The organism is Oceanicaulis sp. UBA2681 (genome assembly GCF_002354675.1).
GTDB classification, from domain to species: Bacteria; Pseudomonadota; Alphaproteobacteria; order Caulobacterales; family Maricaulaceae; genus Oceanicaulis; species Oceanicaulis alexandrii.
In genome coordinates this window covers 158,363-179,239 of record NZ_DEMB01000016.1, presented here as the reverse complement: position 1 = coordinate 179,239, position 20,877 = coordinate 158,363, and the positions used below count along the sequence as shown (strand labels likewise).

Genomic DNA, 20,877 nt, shown 5'->3' with positions numbered 1-20,877 from the left:
TCGCGCAGAATGCCGCCCACGCCCGTGGCCGCGCCCTGATAGGGCTCGATATAGCTGGGGTGGTTGTGGCTCTCCATCTTGAAGATGGCCGCCTGGCCGTCGCCAATGTCGATGACGCCGGCGTTCTCGCCCGGACCATAGATCACCTTGTCGCCAGACGTGGGGAATTTGGACAGGTGCAGGCGCGAGGATTTGTACGAGCAGTGCTCGGACCACATCACCGAGAAAATGCCCAGCTCCACAAGGTTCGGCGCACGGCCGAGCTCTTTCAGGATGATCTCGTATTCGTCAGCGGTGACGTGATCGAGGGCGATCTCTTCGGTGATTCCCTCGGCGTAACGCGGGTTCACAGCTTCGCTCATGACAGTTTCCCCAGCACGCTTTCAAACAGGGCCAGTCCATCGGTTCCGCCATGATCGGCGTCCACCGCGCGTTCCGGGTGGGGCATCATGCCCAGTACATTGCCCGCCGCATTGGTGACGCCGGCGATGTCGCGGGCGGAGCCGTTGGGATTGTTGGCGTAGCGGAAGACCACCTGGCCTTCGCCCTCGATCCGGTCGAGCGTCGCCTCGTCGGCGAAATAATTGCCGTCATGGTGCGCGACCGGGATGACGATCTCCTTGCGGTCGGCATAGCCGCGGGTGAAGCGGGTGTTCGCCGTCTCCACCAGCAGGGGCGCTTTCTCACAGACGAAATGCAAAGACGCGTTGCGCATCAGCGTGCCGTCCAGCAGCCCGGCCTCGGTCAGGATCTGAAAGCCGTTGCACACGCCCAGCATGGGTACGCCCGCTTCGGCCTTCTTTTTCAGGTCATTGACGATCGGCGAGCGCGCAGCGACCGCGCCCGAGCGCAGATAGTCGCCATAGGAGAACCCGCCGGGGACCATGACGAAGTCGAGCCCCTCAGGCAGTTCGGTCTCTTCATGCCAGACCATGGCCGGCGCGTGGCCGGTGACGGCTTCGATCGCCGTGGCCGCGTCGCGGTCACAGTTCGAGCCGGGGAAGACGATGACGGCGGTTTTCATGTCAGATCCGCTTCTTGCTCGCCAGCGCCTAAGCGCTCAGCTCGATGTCGTAATTTTCGATGACGGGGTTGGCGAGCAGCTTGTCGCACATCTCCGAGACGCGTTGCTGGGCTTCCTCGGCGTCGGCGGTGTTGAGATCGATCTCGATCAGCTTGCCCTGACGCACGCCCGTAACTTCGTCAAACCCCAGATGGTTCAGCGAGTTGGAGACGGCCTGGCCTTGCGGGTCCAGAACGCCGGGTTTGAGATAGACGTGAATGCGCGCTTTCATTCCGGAGACCCCTCTTCGGTGACGGAACCGTTTTCTTTCATGATGCCCAGACGGCGGGCGACTTCGGCATAGGCTTCGGTCACATTGCCCAGATCGCGGCGGAACCGGTCCTTGTCGAGCTTCTCATTGGTGTTGGCGTCCCACAGACGGCAGCTGTCAGGGCTGATCTCGTCGGCGAGAATCACTCGCGGCATGTCGTTCTGGTCGTAGACGCGGCCAAATTCGAGCTTGAAGTCCACAAGACGGATGCCGACGGCGGCGAACATGCCCGACATGAAATCGTTCACCCGCAGCGCCATGGCGATCATCTCGTCCATGTCCTGGGTGGTGGCCCAGTTGAACGCGGTGACATGTTCCTCGGCGACCATCGGATCTTCCAGGGCGTCGTTCTTGTAATAGAACTCGACGATGGAGCGCGGCAGCGCATCGCCTTCGGTCAGGCCGAAGCGTTTGGCGATCGAGCCGGCGGCCACATTGCGCACCACCACTTCCAGCGGGATGATCTCGACTTCGCGGAGCAATTGCTCACGCATGTTCAAGCGCTTGATGAAGTGGGTGGGGATGCCCATCCGGCCCAGATGCTCCATGATGTATTCGGAGATCCGGTTGTTGAGCACGCCCTTGCCTTCGAGCACGGCTTTTTTCTGGGCGTTGAAGGCGGTGGCGTCATCCTTGAAATAGGCCACGACGGTGCCCGGCTCGGGACCCTCGTAGAGGATTTTGGCTTTGCCTTCGTACAGCATCTTGCGGCGGGACATCGTGGCCTCGCTCCGGCTTGGGCGCGCTTTAACGGCGCGCGAGTGGGGCGTGAGCCCGCTTTGATGTCGCTGGGAACAGAGACGTCGCGCCTGGGCCATGCCATGAGAAACGCGAAACGGCCCGTCGCCGCGGGCCGCTATCGTGGCGCCTTCATACGCGAGGGGCGCGCTTACATCAATATCTGTGCTGAAGCCTGTTTGCGCTCAGGCTTACACGATTGATAATCGTCGCTGCTACGGCTAACTCTTCAGGCAGCAGTTTTGATGTCTGGGGTTGAAGGACCACCGCCATGTCAGGTTTTGATGATCGCGAAAACGCGTTCGAAAACAAATTCGCTCACGATCAGGAGCTCGAGTTCAAAGCGGTTGCGCGCCGCAACAAGCTCCTGGGTTTGTGGGCCGCCGAGCTGATGGGCCTGACCGGCGATGACGCCGAAGCCTATGGCAAGGAAGTCGTCAAAGCCGATTTCGAAGAAGCCGGTGATGAAGACGTCTTCCGCAAGGTGCGCGGCGATTTCGACGCCCGCGGCATCGAGCAGACCGATCACCAGATCCGTCACAAGATGGAGCAGCTGCTCGAAGAGGCCCGCGAACAGGTTCTCAAGGGCTAACCGGTCTGGCTCTGATCTGAAATGAGTGACGGCGGCGTAGATTCTGCGCCGCCGTTTTCATGTCCGGCTTACAGTCCGAACGCCTCACGATCAGCGATGAGCTGCAGGGCGTGATCGAGCGCGCCGCGAATGTCTGCGTCTGCGTAGTCCATGGTGATGCGCGCCAGAACATCCCCGGTGTCGCGGTCGATCAACAGCACAAAGCCTGTCGACCCGGCGGTTGCTTCGTATGCCTCGCTGACGCCTTCCTCACGCGCGCGCCGCGCCAGCGCGCCGCGTCGACCAAAGGAGCTGTCAAAGCGCACCCGTTCCAGCGGCGCGTCCACGTAGTGGGTCATCACCGACTCATAGCGCGGCTCCAGAACCTTGCAGGGCCCGCACCAGTTGGACCGGAACAGCGCCGCAACCAGACGTGGCTCGTCGGCGGCGGTTGCCGGGGTCTCACTCTGAGCGGAGGCGACAGCGATCACGCCAAGCCAGAGGGGCAATATGAGTGCGGCTATGCGCATCATGGGGAAGCTCTTCAGATCATAAGGCCTTCCCATTTAGCACACCACGGTCTAGCGCGGACTCAAACTCGCGTGAGTGCGGGCGCCTGGACACGCCATCCGGTCAAAACCCTGAAGCACGACGCCGCCCGAGCCGAAATCAATGCTGATCACAGCGTGTTGCAACACATCCATACCCAGAATGATCGCCGGTTCTTCGGCCCAGCCATGATGCTCAAACGCGTAGACGTCAGACACCGTGATTTCAAACAGGCCGATACAGAAATCGTCCACACGAAACCGGCTGAACATCCGGCGCACTTCGCCCACGGCCTGACTATCGCCCGACACGCCCTCGATCTCCATCGATGTTGAGGCTTGCGGACCGGCGCGGGCGCGCATGAAGGCGGTATTGACGATAGAAGCGGTCGCCCCGGTATCAACGAGGACCCGCACAGGCGCGTCCACGCCGCGCACCTGACCGACTCCCATGACCAGTCCGTCCTGCACGTTCAATGCGCTTGTGGAAAGCGAGACGCGCTGAGGCAACAGCTCCAAGCGGGCGCGGGGGAAATCAATCTGGATGATCTCGGTGGTGAAGGCGTTTGCGCCCAGAAGACCCGCGGCGCTCATCACCGAGCCGAAAGCGTCTTCAAAGACCGCGACTTCGATCACGCGCGGGCCGAGACCATAATCGAGATGCTCGACAAAAATCAGATCGGTGTCGAACTGTCCGGTGATGCCGTGCGCGACCTGATCAAGCGTGATCACTTGCTGATCGGCGAGTTGTTGAGCGATCAGTCGCGGCGCGGCCGTATGCGACGCGCCAGTATCGATGATGAAAGGGACCGGATCCGCGTCAGGGTTTCCGGAGAACAACACGCTGCGTCCCACATGCGTCTCGAGCGTGTATAGCCCGAAGGAGTTTCTCTGCATGGGAATGCTGGACTGGTGTTGCGCGTAGCCCTCTGCGCTCAGCATCAGGCTCAATGCGAGACTGAAAAGGCCCTGAAAGCGTGTCATGGCGGCTCCGTGCTACTCGTCTTGACGGTAGCAGGCCGGGAAATTGATGCAATTACAAATAAGCGCCCAGCAAAACGCCGCCCGAACCTTCGGGCGGCGTTTCTGAAGTGGCGAAGGGCGACGCCCGATCAGTGCGCGCCGAACACACGATCAAAAATCATGTCCACATGCTTGAAGTGATAGTCTTCGTCAAAGCAGGCTTCGATCTGAGCGTCTGAGAGCAACGCCGTGACGCCCTCATCGGCTTTCAGGTGCTCCACCAGCTTGCCGCCTTCATCCCAGGTTTTCATCCCGTTGCGCTGAACGAGGCGATAGGAATCTTCTCGCGAGGCGCCGGCTTGCGTTAGCGCGAGCAGCACGCGCTGGGAATTGTGGATGCCGCCATAGGTCTCAAGATTCTCCCGGCAGCGGTCCTCGTGCACGATCAGGCCTTCAATCATCGAGGCGGTGCGGTGCAGGGCGAAATCGAGATGGGCGGTGGCGTCGGGGCCGATGCCGCGTTCAACGGAGGAGTGGGAGATGTCGCGTTCATGCCAGAGCGCCACGTTTTCCATCGCTGGAACGACCGCCGAGCGCACCAGGCGCGCCAGCCCGGTGAGGTTCTCGGTCAGGATCGGATTGCGCTTGTGCGGCATGGCCGACGAGCCTTTCTGCCCCTTGGAGAAAAACTCCTGCGCTTCACGCACTTCCGAGCGCTGAAGATGGCGCACTTCAACCGCAATGTTCTCGATGGCGGACGCGATCAGGCCCAGCGTTGCGAAAAAGGCGGCATGGCGGTCGCGGGGAATCACCTGGGTGGAGATCGGCTCGACGCTGAGATCCATCGCCTGCGCCACATGGGCTTCCACGGCCGGGTTCACATTGGCGAAGGTGCCGATGGCGCCGGAGATGGCGCAGGTGGCGATCTCGTCACGCGCTTGGACCAGACGCGCGCGGTTGCGGTCGAATTCGGCGTAGAAGCGCGCGAATTTCAGCCCCATCGTGGTGGGCTCGGCGTGGATGCCGTGGCTGCGGCCGATACAGGCGGTCATCTTGTGCTCGAAAGCGCGCTTTTTCAGCGCCGCCAGCACCCGGTCCATGCCCGCAAGCAGCAGATCAGACGCGCGCTTGAGCTGCACGGCCAGGCAGGTGTCCAGCACGTCCGAGCTGGTGAGCCCCTGGTGCACGAAGCGGGCGTCATCGCCCACTAGCTCAGCCAGATGGGTGAGGAAAGCGATGACGTCGTGCTTCACCTCGGCTTCGATCTCGTCGATCCGGTCGACGTCGAATGTCATGTCCTTGGCTTTCCAGACCGCCTTGGCGGCGTCGGCCGGCACGACGCCCAGCTCGGCCAGCTTGTCGGTGGCGTGGGCCTCGATCTCGAACCAGATGCGGTATTTCGATTGTGGGGACCAGATGTCGGCCATTTCCGGCCGGGTATAGCGAGGGATCATGGGGCGCGGCTCTCACGTCTGACGAAAGGGGCGGGTTTGCGCGCAAACAGCGCCAACCGGCCCGCTACGTCAAGTGCGCCGCTTCAGATCGCGCTTGAGCGCATAGCCTGCCGCCACGAACAAAACCGCCGCCAGGGCGAAGGCCGAGCTGCCCGCCATCAAGGCCAGACGCAAGGCTTCGCCTTCGCCATAATGGGGGCGCAGCGCGTCTGACAATGCGCCGACGGCCAGCGGTCCCAGGCCAATGCCGATCAGATTGTTGAAGAAGCCGATGATCGCTGCCACCGCTGCGCGAGAGGCGGGCGGGGTCATGGTCTGGGTGGCGGCCAGCCCCGGTCCGATCCAGGCATAGCTGAGCAGCAAGGGGATGGCGAAGAAGAGCAGGGTGGTCTGGCCGTCTTGCGCCATCAGCCCGCCGAGGAAGAACGGCACGGTCAACAACAAGGTCACGCCTGGAATGACGCCATAGGCTTCAGGGCGTCCTGGTCCGACGCGGTCCGCCATCCAGCCGCCGGCCACCGAGCCGATGAGCCCCAAAGCGAACAGCGGCGACAGACCGGCGCCCACCTCTTCCAGCGTCATGCCCTGAGAGCGGATCAGAAAGGAGGGCGCCCATTGATAGAGGCTATAGCCTGCAAACGAGGTCACCGCGGCGGCGGCCGTGAACAGACGCAGGGACGGGGTGGCGAACACGAGTTTCAATGCGCCCAGCGCATTGGCTTTCTGGGCGCGTAGGGCTTCCGTGTCGAACATGCCGCGCTTGGGTTCCTTGACCAGAACCAGCAGCACCAGCGCCAGCAAGACGCCCGGCAGCCCCACCAGAATGAACGCCCAACGCCAGTTCAGCGCATCGGCGATAAAGGCGCCCAGCGCCGAGCCCGCGGTGAGCCCCAGGGGCGCGCCGATCGAGAACAAGCCGATGGCGAAAGCGCGCTTTGAGGGCGGGAAATAGTCAGACAGGACGGAATATGAAGGCGAGACTCCCCCTGCTTCACCCGACGCGACGCCAATGCGGGCCAGCAGCATCTGGAGGAAATTGGTCGCGAGACCGGACAGGGCGGTGAACACGCTCCAGACGACACAGGCCGCGGCGATCAGACGGATGCGGTTGGTGCGGTCGGCCAGGATCGCAATGGGAATGCCGAGCGTTGCGTAAAACAGCGCAAACGCGGTTCCGCCCAGCAGGGCGAGCTGGGAGTCACTCAGATTGAGATCGACCCGGAACTCTTCCTGGAGCACCGCAAAGACCTGCCGGTCCATGAAGTTGACCAGATAGACCACGAGCAAAACCCCGAGCGCGGTCCAGGCGTTTCGGGCGGCCGGCCGTTTGGCGGTGAAAGGCGCGGGGGTGCTCATTGCGGTCCCTTAGGCTCGAATCAGAGAGGCCGGGGTTATGCGATAGGCAGGTGATTCAGTTAAAGGCTCGTGTGCATTACGATTCAGTGAGGCGGATTCAGTCTTTCAAGTCAGCCTTTAAGCATGTCCGGTGTGATGGGCTTAGTACGATCCAGAGAGCGCGCCGGATCAGGCAGTGGGTATTTCAGGCCCGAACCGCAATTAAACAGCACCATCTCTGAGTCACGCTCCACCAGACCGCGATCCAGAGCGGACTGAGCGGCCGCCAGCGTCGCCGCGCCTTCGGGGCAGAGCAACAGACCGTCCTCGCGCCCACAAAGTTGCCGGGCGGCTTCAATCTGGGTTTCGCTGACCGACAGTGCTGCGCCGCCGCTTTGGCGTACGGCGCGCAGGATCAGGAAATCGCCAATGGCCTTGGGCACGCGAATGCCGGCGGCGAAAGTATGCGCGTCCAGCCATTCCGGCGCGTGCTCTTCCCCCGCTTCATACGCTTTCACGATGGGCGCGCAGCCTTCGGCCTGAACAGCGAACATCTTGGGACGTTCAGAGCCGATCCAGCCCAGCTTTTCCATTTCATCAAAGGCTTTCCACATGCCGATCAGTCCGGTGCCGCCGCCGGTGGGGTAAAAGATCGCGTCGGGGAGTTTCCAGCCCAATTGCCAGGCCAGCTCGATCCCCATCGTCTTCTTGCCCTCGATCCGGTAGGGCTCCTTCAGGGTGGAGACGTCAAACCAGCCCATCTGCTCTTTCAGCGCGCCGACAATCGCGCCGCACTGATGGATCAGGCCGTTCACGCGAAACACCTTGCCGCCCTGGGCCGCGATCTCGCGCACATTCACGTCCGGCGTATCTTCAGGGCAGAAGGAATAGGTTGTCATTCCGGCCCGCGCGCCATAGGCGGACAGCGCGGCGCCGGCATTGCCGTTGGTGGGCATGGCCATGGTTTTCACGCCATACGATTTCGCCATGGACACCGCCAGCGCCAGCCCGCGCGCCTTGAAACTGCCCGTCGGCAGGCGGCCCTCATCCTTGACCCACAGGCGCCCGGTCGCGCCGATCTGCGCCGCCGTGCCTGCCGCATAAATCAGGGGCGTATCCACTTCGCCCAGCGACACAACATCCTCGTCCTTCGCGACGGGCAGCAGTTCGCGCCATTTCCAGAATCCGGGCTGGTCCATGGCCGAGCGTGCGGCGATGGCGTCACGATCAAGTCGGCTCTTCATGGCCTCAAGATCATACCGCGCCAGAAGCGGCCAGCCTTCGGGGGAGAGGTTTTGCGGCGCATCGGCCTCGATACGCGCCCCCGTCATCGAGCATTCAAGATGGGTGAAAAAATTGGACGGGGCAGCAGGCATGGGTCACCGTGAGACAGGGTAAACAAGGAGATCGACATGCCAGTACGCGGCGTCGGCGGCATATTCGTGAAGTCCGCTGATCCTGACGCGGCCAAGCGTTGGTATCAAGAGGTGTTGGGTCTGGAGCTAAATTCTTATGGGGGTTTTGACTTTCCCCATGCTGAGACCGCTGAAACCTTTGGCGACGGCGCGCGCACCATATTTGCCCGTTTTGAGGACGGGTCTGATTATTTCGCCCCGTCAGAGCAGGCGTTCATGGTGAATCTGATCGTCGAGGATCTTGACGCCCTGCTGGCGCGGATCAAGGCGGCAGGTGTCGCCTTGATCGGAGAACCGCAACAGTTCGATTATGGTCATTTCGCCTGGCTGATGGACCCTGACGGGGTCAAGATTGAGCTGTGGGAGCCGGCCAAGCCAAAGGCGTAGCAGCCCTTAGCGCGTCATTTGTCCCCAGGCGGCGCCGAGAAGCCGCCCCAGCCGGTCGAGCGACCATGCACGCTGGTCCACCGGGCGTCCCGCGATCCAGGTGCGCTGGGCGGTGAATTGCTCGCCGGTCTCGAGCGCCTGCACAGGGTCGCGATCAAACATGACCAGATCCGCGCGCTTGCCCGGCTCCAGCGATCCGATCTGATCATCCAATCCCAATTGACGGGCGGCATTGATCGTCATCATCGCAAACGCGTCTTCGGCGCTGACCGTGTCGCCCAGAGTCGCGTCGTCGGGCGTAAGCCGCGAGACCGGCAAGGTCATCACGCGCGCGGCGTCGATGGCGCTGGCGGGATGATCGCCATGAATGGTCACCACGGCGCCGCTCTCCATCGCAGCACGAATGGGCATGTAGCGCCCGGCGCGCTCAGGCCCGAACATCGCCTCCAGCCGGTGGCCGTAATACCCGATATGATCCGGGAAGAAGCCCAATGAGACGCCCAGTTCAGCCGCACGCTCGATCTGCTGGGGCGTCGCCAGGGCCAGATGCTCCAGACGGTGGTGAAGACCGGATTGAGGATGGGCGCGCTGGGCGGCGTCGATCACATCCAGCGCCAGATCTATCGCGCGTTCGCCCTGGACGTGGAACGCCATCTGCACGCCCGATTGCTGCGCCGCAAGCGCGTGCGCCAGCGCGGTCTCAGGCGGGATCGCCAGCGGTCCGCGCCATCCCGGCGGCAGGCCCAGCACGTCGGCGTTAAAAGCGCTGTCGGCATAGGGCTCAGAGGTCGCGGCGCCGCCCACAAAGGGCGAGCCGTCCAGCCACAGCTTGAGACCGGCGACGCGGGTGATCACGGCGTCAGAGCGCGCGTGATCAAACAGGGTGTAACCGTGCGCCGCTTGCTCGGGCAGCAGATATAAAACCGTATTCAGCGCCGGGCGGGGAGAGGTTGCGATGGTTTCAAGGATCGCCAGCGGGTCGCGTGCGCGTCCAACCAGACCCGTAATGCCGATGGTGGTGTATCCGGACCGGGCGTATTCGGCGTAGGCGTCCGCCAGGATGAATTCGAGCGCCGCATCTGAGGGCGTCGGAACTCCGGACATGAGCTGGCTGACGGCGTCCACCTCCACCACGCGTCCCGTCAGGGCGCCTGTGGCGTCGCGTTCAAAATACCCATGCTCGGGATCGGGCGTGTCTGCGCTGATGCCTGACGCCTCAAATGCGGCGGTGTTGGCGAAGGCCTCATGCATCATCTGGGTGAGGATCACCAAAGGCTGGTCGGGCGACAGGGTGTCGAGCTCTTCGAGGCTGGGCGCATCGATATCGCCCAACAGCACCGGATCCCAACCAAAACCGATCGCCCAGTGGCTGGGTCCGCCGCGCGCCAGTCCTTGCTCGATCAGGGCCATCACTTCAGCCCTTCCGCCCGAATGGGGACCGGACAGATTGATCGCCTGTCCCAGAAGCCCGGCGGCGAGAGGATGGGTGTGCGGCTCGATCAGGCCGGGGGTGAGGGCGCCGCCCTCAAGATCAAACCGTCTGACGCCGCGAGGCGCTGCGGCTTCGACGGCGCCCAGGTCGCCCACGGCGATGATCACGCCGTCGCGCATGTAGAGCGCATCCGCTACATCCGGTTCAGACGCGGTACGGATCACCCCGTTGTAAAAGAGCAGGTCCTGGGACGTTGTCGCCGAACGGGCCGCCAGCGAGAAACCCGTCGTCAGCAAGGCCATAATGGCGAGCCCGGCCAGAATGATACGCAGCATGACGCGCCTCCCCGATCCCTGTTTGAGGCAGGCTAAGGCGCTGAAGGTCTAAAGCAATCCCAAACTTTTAAAGCTCGCCGTGCGTTCGCGTCCGATCACCAGATGGTCATGGACCACGATGTTGAAGGGTTTGGCGGCGCTGATCACCAGCTTGGTCATCTCGATATCGGCGTGAGACGGCGTCGGATCGCCGCTGGGATGGTTGTGCACCAGGATCAGGGCGCTGGCGTCCAGCGCCAGGGCGCGTTTGACCACTTCCCGCGGATAGACTGGCGCATGATCCACCGTGCCTCGCGCCTGATGTTCGTCAGCGACCAGACGGTTCTTCTTGTCGAGATACAACACCCGGAACTGCTCGGTGGAGGCGTGCTGCAGGGCCGTACGCAGGTAATCGAGCAAGGCCGACCAGCTTGAGAGGACCGGACGCCCCACCACCTGTTCGCGCGCCATGCGCACGGCCAGGGCTTCGAGCAGTTTGAGATCAAGGGCGGTCTTTTCCGACACGCCTTTGATGTCCTTGAGCTGGTGCAGTTCCGCCGCGCAGACCCCGCCCAAGCTTCCGAACCGGGCGATCAAAGCCTTTGCGAGCGGTTTCACGTCTCGCCGCGGGATGGAGCGAAACAGCGCCAGCTCTAAAAGTTCGTAATCGGCGAGGCCTTGGCCGCCGGCTTCTGAAAAGCGCGCACGCAGCCGGTCGCGATGACCGGCATGGTGGGGGGTGTCAGGGATGGTTTTGAGGTCGCTCACAATCCGCGCTCATCTGTGACGGATTATCTTGATAGGAGAATTTCAGCGGCGACACCACCTCTGAGGCGAGCGGCGCCTCTTTCAAATGAGGGCGCATAAGCGGTTTCCCCATCTTCCGCACCCATGTGATTTGACCTATCCGGTATGCAAGCACACATACGCATGCAGATTTGAGTGAATCACGAAGAGGGCGCGCAATGGCCGATCACGAGTTTGACTATGACCTGTTCACCATTGGCGCAGGCTCTGGCGGGGTCCGCGCGTCACGCCTGAGCGCCATGAAGGGCAAGACAGTCGCCGTCGCCGAGGAATACCGTCCCGGCGGCACCTGCGTGATCCGCGGCTGCGTGCCCAAGAAGTACATGGTCTACGCCTCGGGCTTCTCCAAAAGCTTCAAACAGGCCAAGGCCTATGGCTGGGATGTGGGGGCGCCTGAGTTCCACTGGCCGACTTTCCGCGACACCATGAACGCTGAAGTGGATCGCCTCTCAGGCATCTATTCGCGCAATCTTGCAAACGCCGGCGTAGAGCTGATCGAAGACCGCGCCGTACTTGAAGGCCCCAACACCATCCGGCTGGTCAAACAGGATCGCACCGTCACCGCCAAACACATCCTGATCGCTGTGGGCGGCGCGCCCAACAAGGATGATAGCCTGCCCGGCGTCGAGCATACGATCACCTCCAACGAGCTGTTCCATCTGCCCAAGTTGCCCAAGCATATTGTGATTGCAGGCGGCGGTTATATCGCGGTGGAGTTCGCCCAGGTGTTTGCAGGTTTGGGCGTCGAGACTTGCCTGGTCTATCGCGGCGAGACTGTGCTGCGCGGGTTTGACGATGATGTGCGCACCGCCGTCCATGAAGGCCTGAAAGAGGCTGGCGTGCGCGTGATCACCCATGCTGTGTTCGAGAAGATCGAACTGACCGACGAGGACACGAAGACCAAGCGCATCACGCTCGATAATGGCGATGTGATCGAGGATGTGGACCAGGTTGTCTTCGCGATCGGCCGCGATCCCTACACCAAAGGGCTGGGGCTTGAGAGCGCTGGCGTCGAGCTCAATGAGAAGGGCGCGATCAAGGTTGATGAGTATTCCAAGACCAGCGTCGAGAACATTTACGCCGTGGGTGATGTGACCGACCGGGTGAACCTGACCCCGGTGGCGATCCGCGAAGGCGCGGCTTTTGTGGATACGGTCTATGGCGACAAGCCAAACGCCTATGATCACTCGACCATCGCCAGCGCCGTCTTCACCCAGCCGCCCGTGGGCACGGTGGGGCTGACCGAAGCCGAAGCGCGCCATGAATTCGGCGAAGTGGATATCTACAAATCCCAGTTCCGCCCCATGAAGGGCATCATCACCGACCATCCTGACCGGATGATGATGAAGATGATCGTGCGCGCCTCCGATCAGGTGGTCGTCGGCGTGCATCTGGTGGGTGATGACAGCCCTGAAATCATTCAGGCGGTCGGCATTGCGGTGAAGGCGGGACTGACCAAAGCCCAGTTTGACGAAACCTGCGCCGTCCATCCCAGCGTGGCCGAGGAACTGGTCACCATGAAGGAAAAATGGATTCCGCCTGAACTGCGCGCAGCGGAGTAGCCGCGCGCAATTCGAGACATGGTCTAGCTCTGCAAGGCGGAAGTGGCGGCGCTCAAGGCGTCAGCCTGGACGTCTGCAAAGCTCTTGCTGGCGTCCGACTGGAATTCGACCGCCAGGTCTGAATGCGTGATGCTGCTGCCGCTGACCGTGAACTGTGCGGTGAAAATGGCGCCGGATTGATGAGAAATGCCTGTGATGGTGATGGTCATGAGATCGCCTCTTGCCCTGTTGGAAGTTGAATTCCCCAATAGAGGGCGCCCGAGTTAAAAATTCAACTGAGACGATAATTGTGGTGTTTACGATACAGTATGCCCCGCGAGCTTACACTCGGGGCTTACTGCGTTGCACAATCGCCGCTAATATGTCCGGCCAAATTCTAGAAAGGCGAAGGCCATGACTGTGTGGAGCCCTGAGAGCTGGAGATCCAAACCCGGTAAGCAATTACCGACTTATCCCGATATGGATAAGCTTTACTGGGTGGAATCCGAGCTCGCCAAGCGCCCGCCGCTGGTCTTTGCCGGTGAGGTGCGCCGGTTGAAAAGCCAGCTCGCCAATGTGTCCGCCGGGCAGGCCTTTTTGCTGCAGGGCGGCGATTGCGCCGAGAGCTTCAAGGAGTTCTCCGCCGAGACTGTACGCGACACCTTCCGCGTGCTGCTGCAAATGGCGGTGGTGATGACCTTCGCCAGCGCCAAGCCGGTGGTGAAAGTGGGCCGCATTGCAGGCCAGTTCGCCAAGCCCCGCTCGTCGGATTCAGAAACCATTGATGGCGTGACCCTGCCCAGCTATCGCGGCGATTCCGTCAACGACATGGCCTTCACCGAAGAGGCGCGTGTGCCCGACCCTGAGCGCCTGATCCGCGCTTACGATCAATCTGCAGCGACGCTCAACCTCTTGCGGGCGCTTGCGTCTGGAGGCTATGCCGACCTTCACAACGTCCACCAGTGGACGCTTGATTTCCTGGCGGGCAGCCCGGCGGGCGAGCGCTATCAGGAATATGCCGACCGCATCGGCGAGGCGCTGGCCTTCATGCGCGCGTGCGGCGTGACGCCCGATGGCGCGCCGTCGCTGGAAGGGGTGGACTTCTTCACCTCCCACGAAGCGCTGCACCTGCCGTTCGAGCAGGCGATGACCCGGATGGAGAGCAATTCCGGCCGCTGGTACGACACCAGCGCGCATTTGCTGTGGATTGGCGACCGGACGCGTCAGCCTGACCATGCCCATGTGGAGTTCATGCGCGGCCTGGAAAACCCGGTCGGGCTGAAATGCGGGCCGACGCTTGATCCTGACGAGCTGATCCGTCTGATCGACGTGCTCAATCCGCGCGACGAGGCGGGACGCTTGATCCTGTATGTGCGCATGGGCGCGGACAAGGTGGCTGACGGGCTGCTTCCGCTGGTGCGCAAGGTGCAGTCTGAAGGGCGCAATGTGATCTGGTCGTGCGACCCGATGCACGGCAACACCCACAAGGCGGCCAATGGCTACAAGACCCGCGATTTCGACAAGGTGCTGTCTGAGCTTCGCACCTTCATTGAAGTCTTGCGCGCTGAGGACGCTGAGCCGGGCGGGGTGCATTTCGAGATGACGGGCCAGGACGTGACCGAATGCGTTGGCGGCGCCGGACATCTGTCCGAAGCGGATCTGTCGAGCCGGTATCACACCCACTGCGATCCGCGCCTGAACGCCGACCAGGCGTTGGAAATGGCGTTCCAGATTTCGGATGCGTTGAAACCCGCTCAAGGTCTCAAACGTAGCGTCGTCGCGGCGGAGTAGGCGCGCGCCAGAGTTCAACGCCATGCTCGACCTGATTATCGTCGGCGCCGGGATTAGCGGCCTGCGCGCTGCTGCGCGTGCGCAGGCATGCGGGCTGGATTATGCGGTGCTCGAAGCGCGCGACCGGGTTGGAGGGCGCGCTTATGCGCAAGCGGGTCTGGACTTGGGTCCGTCTTGGGTCTGGCCTGCGCATCAGCCGCGGGTGCGGGCGCTCATAGACGCGCTTGGCCTTCGCGACTTCCCGCAGCCTGAAAACGGCGCCCTGCGCTATGAAACGGCGGCCGGGATCCAGACGCTGGATTTTCCCAAACGCTACGCTGACGCCGCACGCCTGGAGGGCGGCCCCTTTCATCTGGCCCGCGCCATGGCTGTGCAGCTGCCAGCCGAGCGGCTGATCCTGAGCGCTGAAGTCAACGCGGTGTCTATCGATGATGGAGTCGAGCTCGGCTTTGTGACCGGCGACACATACGGCGCGCGCCAGGTGATAATCGCTGTCCCGCCGCCGCTCGTGGCGGGCTGGTCGTTTACGCCGGGGCTGCCCCGGACACTCAGCGCCGCCCTGAAGCGCTGGCCGACCTGGATGGCCGCCCACGCCAAGATTTCTCTGAGCTATGACGCTCCCTTCTGGCGCGAGGCGGGCTTGTCCGGCTCGGCGGTGAGTCAGGTCGGGCCGCTCATGGAGGTGGTGGATCACAGCGATGATGAGGCGGGCCGTTTCGCCCTGTTCGGGTTTTATGGCTGGCCTGAGGGCGTGCGCCGACGCCGGTCAGGGACGCTTCAGGCTGAGACCCTCGCTCAGCTCGAGCGTCTGTTCGGCGTACAGGCCGCCAAGCCGTCTGAGATTGTTTTCAAGGACTGGTCGGCAGACCGCCTGACCGCGACGCCAGCGGACAGTCCAGGGCCGCGTGAGCATCCGCCTTATGGCGAGCCGGCGTTGTCGCAGATTTGGTTTGAGGGTCGCCTGGCGTTCGCAGGCGCTGAGGCTGCGCGCAGTCATGGCGGCTTGATCGAAGGGGCGCTGGAGGCGGCTGACGCAGCTGTGGAGCGCCTGCTGGATTCACCCGTCTGACAGTTGAAGACGAACGCCAGCGCCTAAAACAAAACCGCCGCCCGTTAGGGCGGCGGTTTCGCTCAGCTTATCCGCCCGAGGGCGGAAAACGCTTAGATGTCTTTCAGAGCCGAAGCCGGGCGGAAGGCCAGCTGGGTCTTGGCTTTGGACATCATTTTCTCGCCAGTCCGCGGGTTGCGCACTTCGCGCGCTTCACGGTGTTTGGCGTGGAAGGTGCCGAAGCCCGCCAGTTGCACGGAGTCATCAGACTTCGCAGCGCCGACGATGGCGTCAGCGAACGCGTCGATGGCGTCGCCGGCTTGGGCTTTGGTGATGCCAGCTTTGTCGGCGATGGCTTTGGCGAGTTCAGATTTATTCATCAGGGTTCCCCCCACTGGTTGGACAAGGCGGCAGAGGTCGAATCGAGAGCCGCCAACATTGGACAGCGCCATGAAGCGCGATTCTGAGCCCTGATTGCAAGGCTATACAGGCGTATCAGCTGAATTGGTTTGCAGTCCTAACGCGAAATTGCGCGTTATGGTAAACAAAGGCCTTCGAAAACGGCCCGTTGTTTGCTTTTAGGAAACCATGACCCAAGCACCTGTTTCATGGCTGAACAGAATCAGCGCGACCGGGCTGGCCGTGGCGACGGCCTGCCTGTCCTATGCAGGTTTCCTGCATATGTTCGGAAATGACACGCTGGCGGCCTTCGTGGCGGCGTGTGTTGGCGGCGGCGTCCTGGGACGCCTTTACCGCATTGGGCGTCAGGGCCAGATGTAAGCGCCAAACAAAGCTGTGATATTCATCACAATGCCTCCGACAAAGATCAGGACGATCAGCAAGACCGTCATCAACAGGCTATAGCCCCAGCGCTTGGCTCCTGTACCAACGATGCTCACGGGCATGCCTCGGAAAAACGCCTGGAAATATCCAAGCATCACAAGGCTCAGAGAGATCGCAAACGGCAGACCTAATTGTGTCTGGGGAAGCATCAACACTACCCCGATAATGCTGCCCGCGTTCAAGACCGCAAACATCAGGTTGAGATTGACGCTCAAAGACCGTTTGGGCCCCATCATTTGAAGGGCCAGGACAGAGAAGGCCGTGAACACGCCCACGAACAGGGGCTGAAGGAAGCCCGCAATCGTGCCAAAAATCTCGTAGAATTCGTCCAGAGGTCGACCGACAAGTGTCTGCAGGTCTTGAAGTTGCTCTTCCGGAAGCTGTGAAAGCGATTGTTCCAGGATGCCGGCATGTCCGCCCCAGATCACGGACAGGGCGACCTGAGCCCCCATCAGTCCAAGAAAAAGACGCATCATGGGAGTGTAGCGTTCGCGGTCACGCTCAACGATGGCCTGCATGACCGCGCGAGGGGTTGCGAACAAGGCGTACAGCGTTTTCAGGCTTCTCAAATTGAAGCCCAGAGTATCCTCGATCAGGTCTTCGTGGTCCTTGCGACCCTTGTGATCCTGCCCGCCCGGCTCTGAAACGCCCATCCACGCCCCCCGTTCTCTACGGGCGGCAATGTGGCCTGAAACAGGACCGTGATAAAGCTACTCTTCCTTGGGTTCGCCGCGGCGCGGGGGATAGAGCACCATCTGGGTGCAGCGGAACACCGCAATTTCCTTGTTGTCGCTCTCACGCCAGCAATTGGCCGACCAGATCTGGGTCGTGCTGCCCCGGTGGATGGGGACGGCCTCGCCAATGACGCGGCCTTCGCGGGCTGCGCCGAAAAAGCTGGAGCTGACTTCAATCGTGGTGAAGCCGATCGAGCGATCCGGGATGTTCATGCTGGCGCCATAGCCCGCCAACGTATCGAGCATGGCGATGATGGTGGCGGTATGCAGGAAGCCTGTGGGCGCTTGCAGTTCAGGACGAACCGTCAGGGCGCCGCGAATGCGGGTCGAGCTGGCTTCGATGACATCCAGTCCGACCAAGCCGGCGAGACGGCCTTCAGCACGCGCGTTCAATTGTTCTACGTTCATGGGAACCCTCGGGCGCCTGAAAGACGACCGTCCTGTCTCAAATAACGGTAAGGGAAACCTTTAGGTCCAAAGTGTTCACAAGACGTATAACAGGCGCACCGAATGGCGAGTAAATCGGTGTTGGAAATCTATGGTTGAGAGTGGATTAATCTATGGTCGTGAAGAAGGCCGGATGCGCCATCAGCGCATCCGGCCCTTTGAGCTTAGAGTTTGACCAGCATTTTGCCGATATTGGCGCCGGTGAAGAGGCCCATGAAGGCGTCTGGCGTCTGTTCGATGCCGTCATAGACCGTGTCGCGGGTTTTCACTTTTCCCGCCATCATCCAATCGGACAGGTCTTTGATGAATTCGCCCTGCAGATCAAAATGGTCCGACAGGATGAAGCCCTGAACCTTCAGCTTTTTGGCGATGACCTGGGTCAGGTTGGTGGGGCCGGGCAGGGGCGTGTCGTCGTTATAGCGGGCGATCATGCCGCACACGGCCATGCGGCCATGGGGCTTGATCACATCCAGCGCCGCCTGGAGATGGTCGCCGCCCACGTTCTCGAAATAGGCGTCCACGCCGCCAAAGGGCTCCGCCGCGGCGCGCACGGCGCCCGCCAGATCGTCCGTCGCCTTGTAATCGACCACGGCGTCGGCGCCGATCTCAGTGCAGAAATCGGTCTTCTCTTTCCCGCCAGCCGTAGCGATGACGTTGGCGCCCATGGCCTTGGCGAATTGAACGCCGGCTGAGCCCACTGCGCCAGCGGCGGCGCTCATCCACAAGGTTTCGCCCTCTTTAAGCTCGATAATGCGCTTGAGGCCGATATAGGCGGTCATGCCCGTCAGGCCCGCCACGCCCAGATAGGCTTCAGGCGGCAGCACGCTGGCGTCGATCTTGGTCAGGCCGTCGGCGGCGGCCACATAGCCTTCGCGCCAGCCTTTCATGCTCATCACCCAGTCGCCCTCGGCGAAGCCGTCGGCCTTGGACTGCACGACCTGGCCCACGGCGCCGCCTTCCAGAGGCGCGCCGACTTCAAACGGGTCGATATAGGTTTTCACCCCGATCATCCGGCCGCGCATATAGGGGTCGACCGACAGCCAGGCGTTGCGCACAACAACCTCGCCCTCAGCGGGTTCGGGCAGCTCCGTTTCCGCCATCTCGAAATAGTCCGATTTCACCGGCCCGGTGAAATGTTGCGTCAACCGGATTTCGCGAGACTTCATGGCGCGGGCTCTCCTGTAAGATTGAAAATATCCACCATATTCAGACCAAACTGATGCTCCATCATCTGATCGAATAAGAGGATCTGCAGCGCCACCGTGATGATAAGGGTGATTGGGGTCAATAGCACGATGGATAATAGCTTCAGTATTGCCCCGGTCAGGCTGGAGGCGTAGTGCGCGTAGATCACACGTCCGGTGATGTAGAAGTAGACGATAAGCATGACCGGCAGGCTGAGCATCACGCTGGTCGCTGAGTCCATGAACAGCGCGAGAACCAGGGTCAGGATAATCTGGCCCGCGGTCATCGTGTTGATTGTCGTCAAATAGACAAGCGTTGCGCCATAAAGGGTGCGTTTGGGCGCAAAGGCTTTGAGCAGGACGGCGTACGGGCTCGACGCCACGATAGTGATCGGCCAGATCAGGAGATTGAACCAGAACTCCCAGGCGCCATTGACCGTCTCATAGTCCCGGCCTTGTTCGGCCAGCCAGGCCTCCACCACTTCAGGCGGGGCTTGGGAAAAAGATGCGATGCTTGTCGCCTGCTCGCCTAACATGAACACGCTCAGGGTCGTGTATACGCCCATGAGGAAGACGAAGAGGCGGATGGGGGAGGCGTAACCCTGATTGTCCTGGGCCAATACGGCGCCCGCGACCCGTCCGGGATTGATGAAGCCGTCTTTGAGCGTGTGGATGAAACTGCGGTTCCAGCCCATCAGGCCATCGAGCATTTCATCAAGCTGTGGGCCTTTGGGTCCCTGATCGGGCGGTGTTTGCGGTTCGTTGGCCATAACTGTCCCCCAAGCAAGACGGCAGCATCACCCTGCCGGCGTCAATCATCAAGCCAGTCCGCGCACTCTCACGTTTGACGCGCCGTTGGCGGCGGTCTAAAGCCGCGCTTTAGATCGCGCACCCGTGCTGCGCCGTTTCCTGTAATCAGAGTCGATATCCATGACCGTGAAAGTCCGTTTCGCCCCCAGTCCCACCGGCCGCCTGCATGTGGGCAATGTGCGCACCGCCTTGCTGAACGTGCTGTTTGCGCGGAGCCAGGGCGGCACGGTTCTACTGCGTATCGACGACACCGATCTGGAGCGCTCCACCCAGGATAATGAAGACGCCATCAAGGCGGATCTCACCTGGCTGGGACTAAGCTGGGACGAGACGTTCAAGCAGTCCGAGCGCTTTGACAAATATGAAGCGGCCAAACAGAGCCTGATCGATCAGGGTCTTCTGTATCCGTGCTATGAGACCGAGGACGAGCTGGACCGCAAACGCAAGATCCAGCGCGCCCAGAGCAAGCCGCCGGTCTATGACCGCGCCGCCCTCAGCCTGACCGATGAGGACAAGGCCAAGCTCGACGCCGAAGGCCGCAAGCCGCACTGGCGTTTCAAGCTGTCGGGCGGCCGGATCGAATGGACCGACCTTGTGCGCGGGCCGAGCCATATCGAAACCAGCTCTGTCTCCGATCCCATCCTGATCCGCGCCGACGGCAGCTATCTCTATACCCTGCCAAGCGTGGTGGATGATCTTGAGTCAAACGTCACTCACATCATTCGCGGCGAAGACCATGTGACCAACTCGGCCGCGCAGATCGAGATTTTCGAAGCGCTGGGCGGCAAGGGCTCGGCGCCCGCCATGGGCCATACTGCGCTTCTGGTCGGCGCAGACGGCGACAAGCTGTCCAAGCGTCTGGGCTCATTGTCCATTGAAGACCTGCGCGAGATTGACGGCTATGAGCCAATGGCGGTGTGTTCCTTGCTGGCCAAGATCGGCACGTCTGACGCCGTGGATGCGCGCGATGATTTGCAGCAGCTCGCTGACGAGTTCGAGTTCGGAAAGCTGTCGCGCACCCCGGCGCGTTTTGACCCTGAAGAGCTCAAGCGTTTGAACGCCAAGCTGGTGCACGCCATGAGCTATGCCGAGGCGCAGCCCAAGCTAGCGGCGCTGGACGCGGATGGCGGCGAGGCGGTCTGGCTGACCGTGCGCCCGAACCTGACCTTTGTGAAAGACGT

At 61.8% G+C, this 20,877-nt stretch carries 24 protein-coding genes; 7 read left to right on the top strand and 17 right to left on the bottom strand.

The genetic code is table 11. The features are described from left to right. The 4 genes from B3M53_RS12175 to purC all read right to left on the bottom strand — a co-directional run. On the bottom strand, positions 1-362 hold a 362-nt coding region (locus B3M53_RS12175; RefSeq protein ID WP_349678843.1), incomplete at its 3' end, for an AIR synthase related protein. After that, positions 359-1,024: a phosphoribosylformylglycinamidine synthase subunit PurQ gene (gene purQ, locus B3M53_RS12170; RefSeq protein WP_022699939.1), complete on the bottom strand. Its 666-nt coding sequence runs from the start codon at positions 1,022-1,024 to the stop codon at positions 359-361. The genes B3M53_RS12175 and purQ, both read right to left, overlap by 4 nt. A 28-nt stretch (positions 1,025-1,052) precedes the next feature. Further along, positions 1,053-1,295, bottom strand: a complete 243-nt coding sequence (gene purS / locus B3M53_RS12165; RefSeq protein WP_107712831.1) for a phosphoribosylformylglycinamidine synthase subunit PurS — start codon at positions 1,293-1,295, stop codon at positions 1,053-1,055. Then, complete coding sequence (gene purC, locus B3M53_RS12160; protein WP_022699937.1) at positions 1,292-2,053, bottom strand: phosphoribosylaminoimidazolesuccinocarboxamide synthase; 762 nt, start codon at positions 2,051-2,053, stop codon at positions 1,292-1,294. Before purC ends, purS begins: the two co-directional genes overlap by 4 nt. 290 nt (positions 2,054-2,343) lie before the next feature. Between purC and B3M53_RS12155 the strand changes: the two genes are divergently transcribed. After that, positions 2,344-2,664: a DUF1476 domain-containing protein gene (locus B3M53_RS12155; protein WP_022699935.1), complete on the top strand. Its 321-nt coding sequence runs from the start codon at positions 2,344-2,346 to the stop codon at positions 2,662-2,664. 68 nt (positions 2,665-2,732) lie between these two features. Here the strand turns inward: B3M53_RS12155 and B3M53_RS12150 are convergent, their stop codons facing one another. The 5 genes from B3M53_RS12150 to B3M53_RS12130 all read right to left on the bottom strand — a co-directional run bounded on the left by B3M53_RS12150 (position 2,733) and on the right by B3M53_RS12130 (position 8,319). Beyond that, the gene (locus B3M53_RS12150; RefSeq protein WP_273019342.1) at positions 2,733-3,176 is read right to left on the bottom strand and encodes a thioredoxin domain-containing protein; all 444 of its coding nucleotides are present in this window, start codon (positions 3,174-3,176) and stop codon (positions 2,733-2,735) included. A gap of 48 nt (positions 3,177-3,224) precedes the next feature. Beyond that, positions 3,225-4,175, bottom strand: coding sequence for a pepsin/retropepsin-like aspartic protease family protein (locus B3M53_RS12145; protein ID WP_273019343.1), 951 nt, complete (start codon positions 4,173-4,175; stop codon positions 3,225-3,227). A gap of 128 nt (positions 4,176-4,303) precedes the next feature. After that, positions 4,304-5,608, bottom strand: a complete 1,305-nt coding sequence (gene purB, locus B3M53_RS12140; RefSeq protein ID WP_273019344.1) for an adenylosuccinate lyase — start codon at positions 5,606-5,608, stop codon at positions 4,304-4,306. Positions 5,609-5,677: 69 nt separating this feature from the next. Next, positions 5,678-6,964 carry a spinster family MFS transporter gene (locus B3M53_RS12135; RefSeq protein ID WP_160092277.1) on the bottom strand — a complete coding sequence of 429 codons (1,287 nt, stop codon included), beginning with the start codon at positions 6,962-6,964 and terminating at the stop codon, positions 5,678-5,680. Between the two features lie 110 nt (positions 6,965-7,074). Continuing rightward, on the bottom strand, positions 7,075-8,319 hold the full coding sequence (locus B3M53_RS12130) for a threonine synthase (protein WP_022699931.1): 1,245 nt from the start codon (positions 8,317-8,319) through the stop codon (positions 7,075-7,077). Between the two features lie 36 nt (positions 8,320-8,355). On the opposite strand from B3M53_RS12130, the gene B3M53_RS12125 reads away from it, so the two are divergent. Then, positions 8,356-8,745, top strand: coding sequence for a VOC family protein (locus B3M53_RS12125; RefSeq protein WP_273019345.1), 390 nt, complete (start codon positions 8,356-8,358; stop codon positions 8,743-8,745). A gap of 6 nt (positions 8,746-8,751) precedes the next feature. On the opposite strand, the gene B3M53_RS12120 is transcribed toward B3M53_RS12125, so the two are convergent. After that, complete coding sequence (locus B3M53_RS12120) at positions 8,752-10,512, bottom strand: amidohydrolase (protein ID WP_273019346.1); 1,761 nt, start codon at positions 10,510-10,512, stop codon at positions 8,752-8,754. 48 nt (positions 10,513-10,560) lie between these two features. Next, complete coding sequence (radC, locus tag B3M53_RS12115) at positions 10,561-11,259, bottom strand: RadC family protein (RefSeq protein WP_022699928.1); 699 nt, start codon at positions 11,257-11,259, stop codon at positions 10,561-10,563. A 197-nt stretch (positions 11,260-11,456) separates the two neighbouring features. Here radC and gor point away from each other — a divergent pair, with 197 nt between their 5' ends. Beyond that, positions 11,457-12,860, top strand: a complete 1,404-nt coding sequence (gor, locus tag B3M53_RS12110) for a glutathione-disulfide reductase (protein ID WP_273019347.1) — start codon at positions 11,457-11,459, stop codon at positions 12,858-12,860. A 23-nt stretch (positions 12,861-12,883) separates the two neighbouring features. Here the strand turns inward: gor and B3M53_RS12105 are convergent, their stop codons facing one another. After that, positions 12,884-13,069 (bottom strand): hypothetical protein, encoded by a 186-nt coding sequence (locus tag B3M53_RS12105; RefSeq protein ID WP_160092272.1) that lies wholly within the window; start codon positions 13,067-13,069, stop codon positions 12,884-12,886. 184 nt (positions 13,070-13,253) lie between these two features. On the opposite strand from B3M53_RS12105, the gene B3M53_RS12100 reads away from it, so the two are divergent. Both B3M53_RS12100 and B3M53_RS12095 read left to right on the top strand, forming a co-directional pair. Continuing rightward, entirely contained in the window at positions 13,254-14,630 is a 1,377-nt protein-coding gene (locus B3M53_RS12100) for a class II 3-deoxy-7-phosphoheptulonate synthase (RefSeq protein WP_273019348.1), read from the top strand. Between the two features lie 22 nt (positions 14,631-14,652). Continuing rightward, positions 14,653-15,699, top strand: coding sequence for a flavin monoamine oxidase family protein (locus tag B3M53_RS12095; RefSeq protein ID WP_273019349.1), 1,047 nt, complete (start codon positions 14,653-14,655; stop codon positions 15,697-15,699). Between the two features lie 92 nt (positions 15,700-15,791). Here B3M53_RS12095 and B3M53_RS12090 read toward each other — a convergent pair whose 3' ends face one another. Next, on the bottom strand, positions 15,792-16,058 hold the full coding sequence (locus B3M53_RS12090; RefSeq protein ID WP_028284481.1) for an HU family DNA-binding protein: 267 nt from the start codon (positions 16,056-16,058) through the stop codon (positions 15,792-15,794). 208 nt (positions 16,059-16,266) lie between these two features. Here B3M53_RS12090 and B3M53_RS12085 point away from each other — a divergent pair, with 208 nt between their 5' ends. Next, a complete protein-coding gene (locus B3M53_RS12085; protein WP_160092269.1) occupies positions 16,267-16,458 on the top strand; it encodes a hypothetical protein in 192 nt (63 codons plus the stop codon). Here the strand turns inward: B3M53_RS12085 and B3M53_RS12080 are convergent. The 4 genes from B3M53_RS12080 to B3M53_RS12065 form a co-directional block, all read right to left on the bottom strand. Beyond that, positions 16,443-17,039: a hypothetical protein gene (locus B3M53_RS12080; protein ID WP_160092268.1), complete on the bottom strand. Its 597-nt coding sequence runs from the start codon at positions 17,037-17,039 to the stop codon at positions 16,443-16,445. The two genes, B3M53_RS12085 and B3M53_RS12080, sit on opposite strands and share 16 nt — an antisense overlap. A gap of 192 nt (positions 17,040-17,231) precedes the next feature. After that, positions 17,232-17,663, bottom strand: a complete 432-nt coding sequence (locus B3M53_RS12075) for a PaaI family thioesterase (protein ID WP_022699919.1) — start codon at positions 17,661-17,663, stop codon at positions 17,232-17,234. 203 nt (positions 17,664-17,866) lie between these two features. After that, a complete protein-coding gene (locus B3M53_RS12070) occupies positions 17,867-18,868 on the bottom strand; it encodes an NADP-dependent oxidoreductase (RefSeq protein WP_273020795.1) in 1,002 nt (333 codons plus the stop codon). Further along, a complete protein-coding gene (locus tag B3M53_RS12065; protein ID WP_273020794.1) occupies positions 18,865-19,656 on the bottom strand; it encodes a DUF3667 domain-containing protein in 792 nt (263 codons plus the stop codon). Before B3M53_RS12065 ends, B3M53_RS12070 begins: the two co-directional genes overlap by 4 nt. A gap of 160 nt (positions 19,657-19,816) precedes the next feature. Between B3M53_RS12065 and gltX the strand changes: the two genes are divergently transcribed. Next, the coding region (gene gltX, locus B3M53_RS12060) for a glutamate--tRNA ligase (protein ID WP_286800465.1) at positions 19,817-20,877 on the top strand (1,061 nt) is incomplete at its 3' end.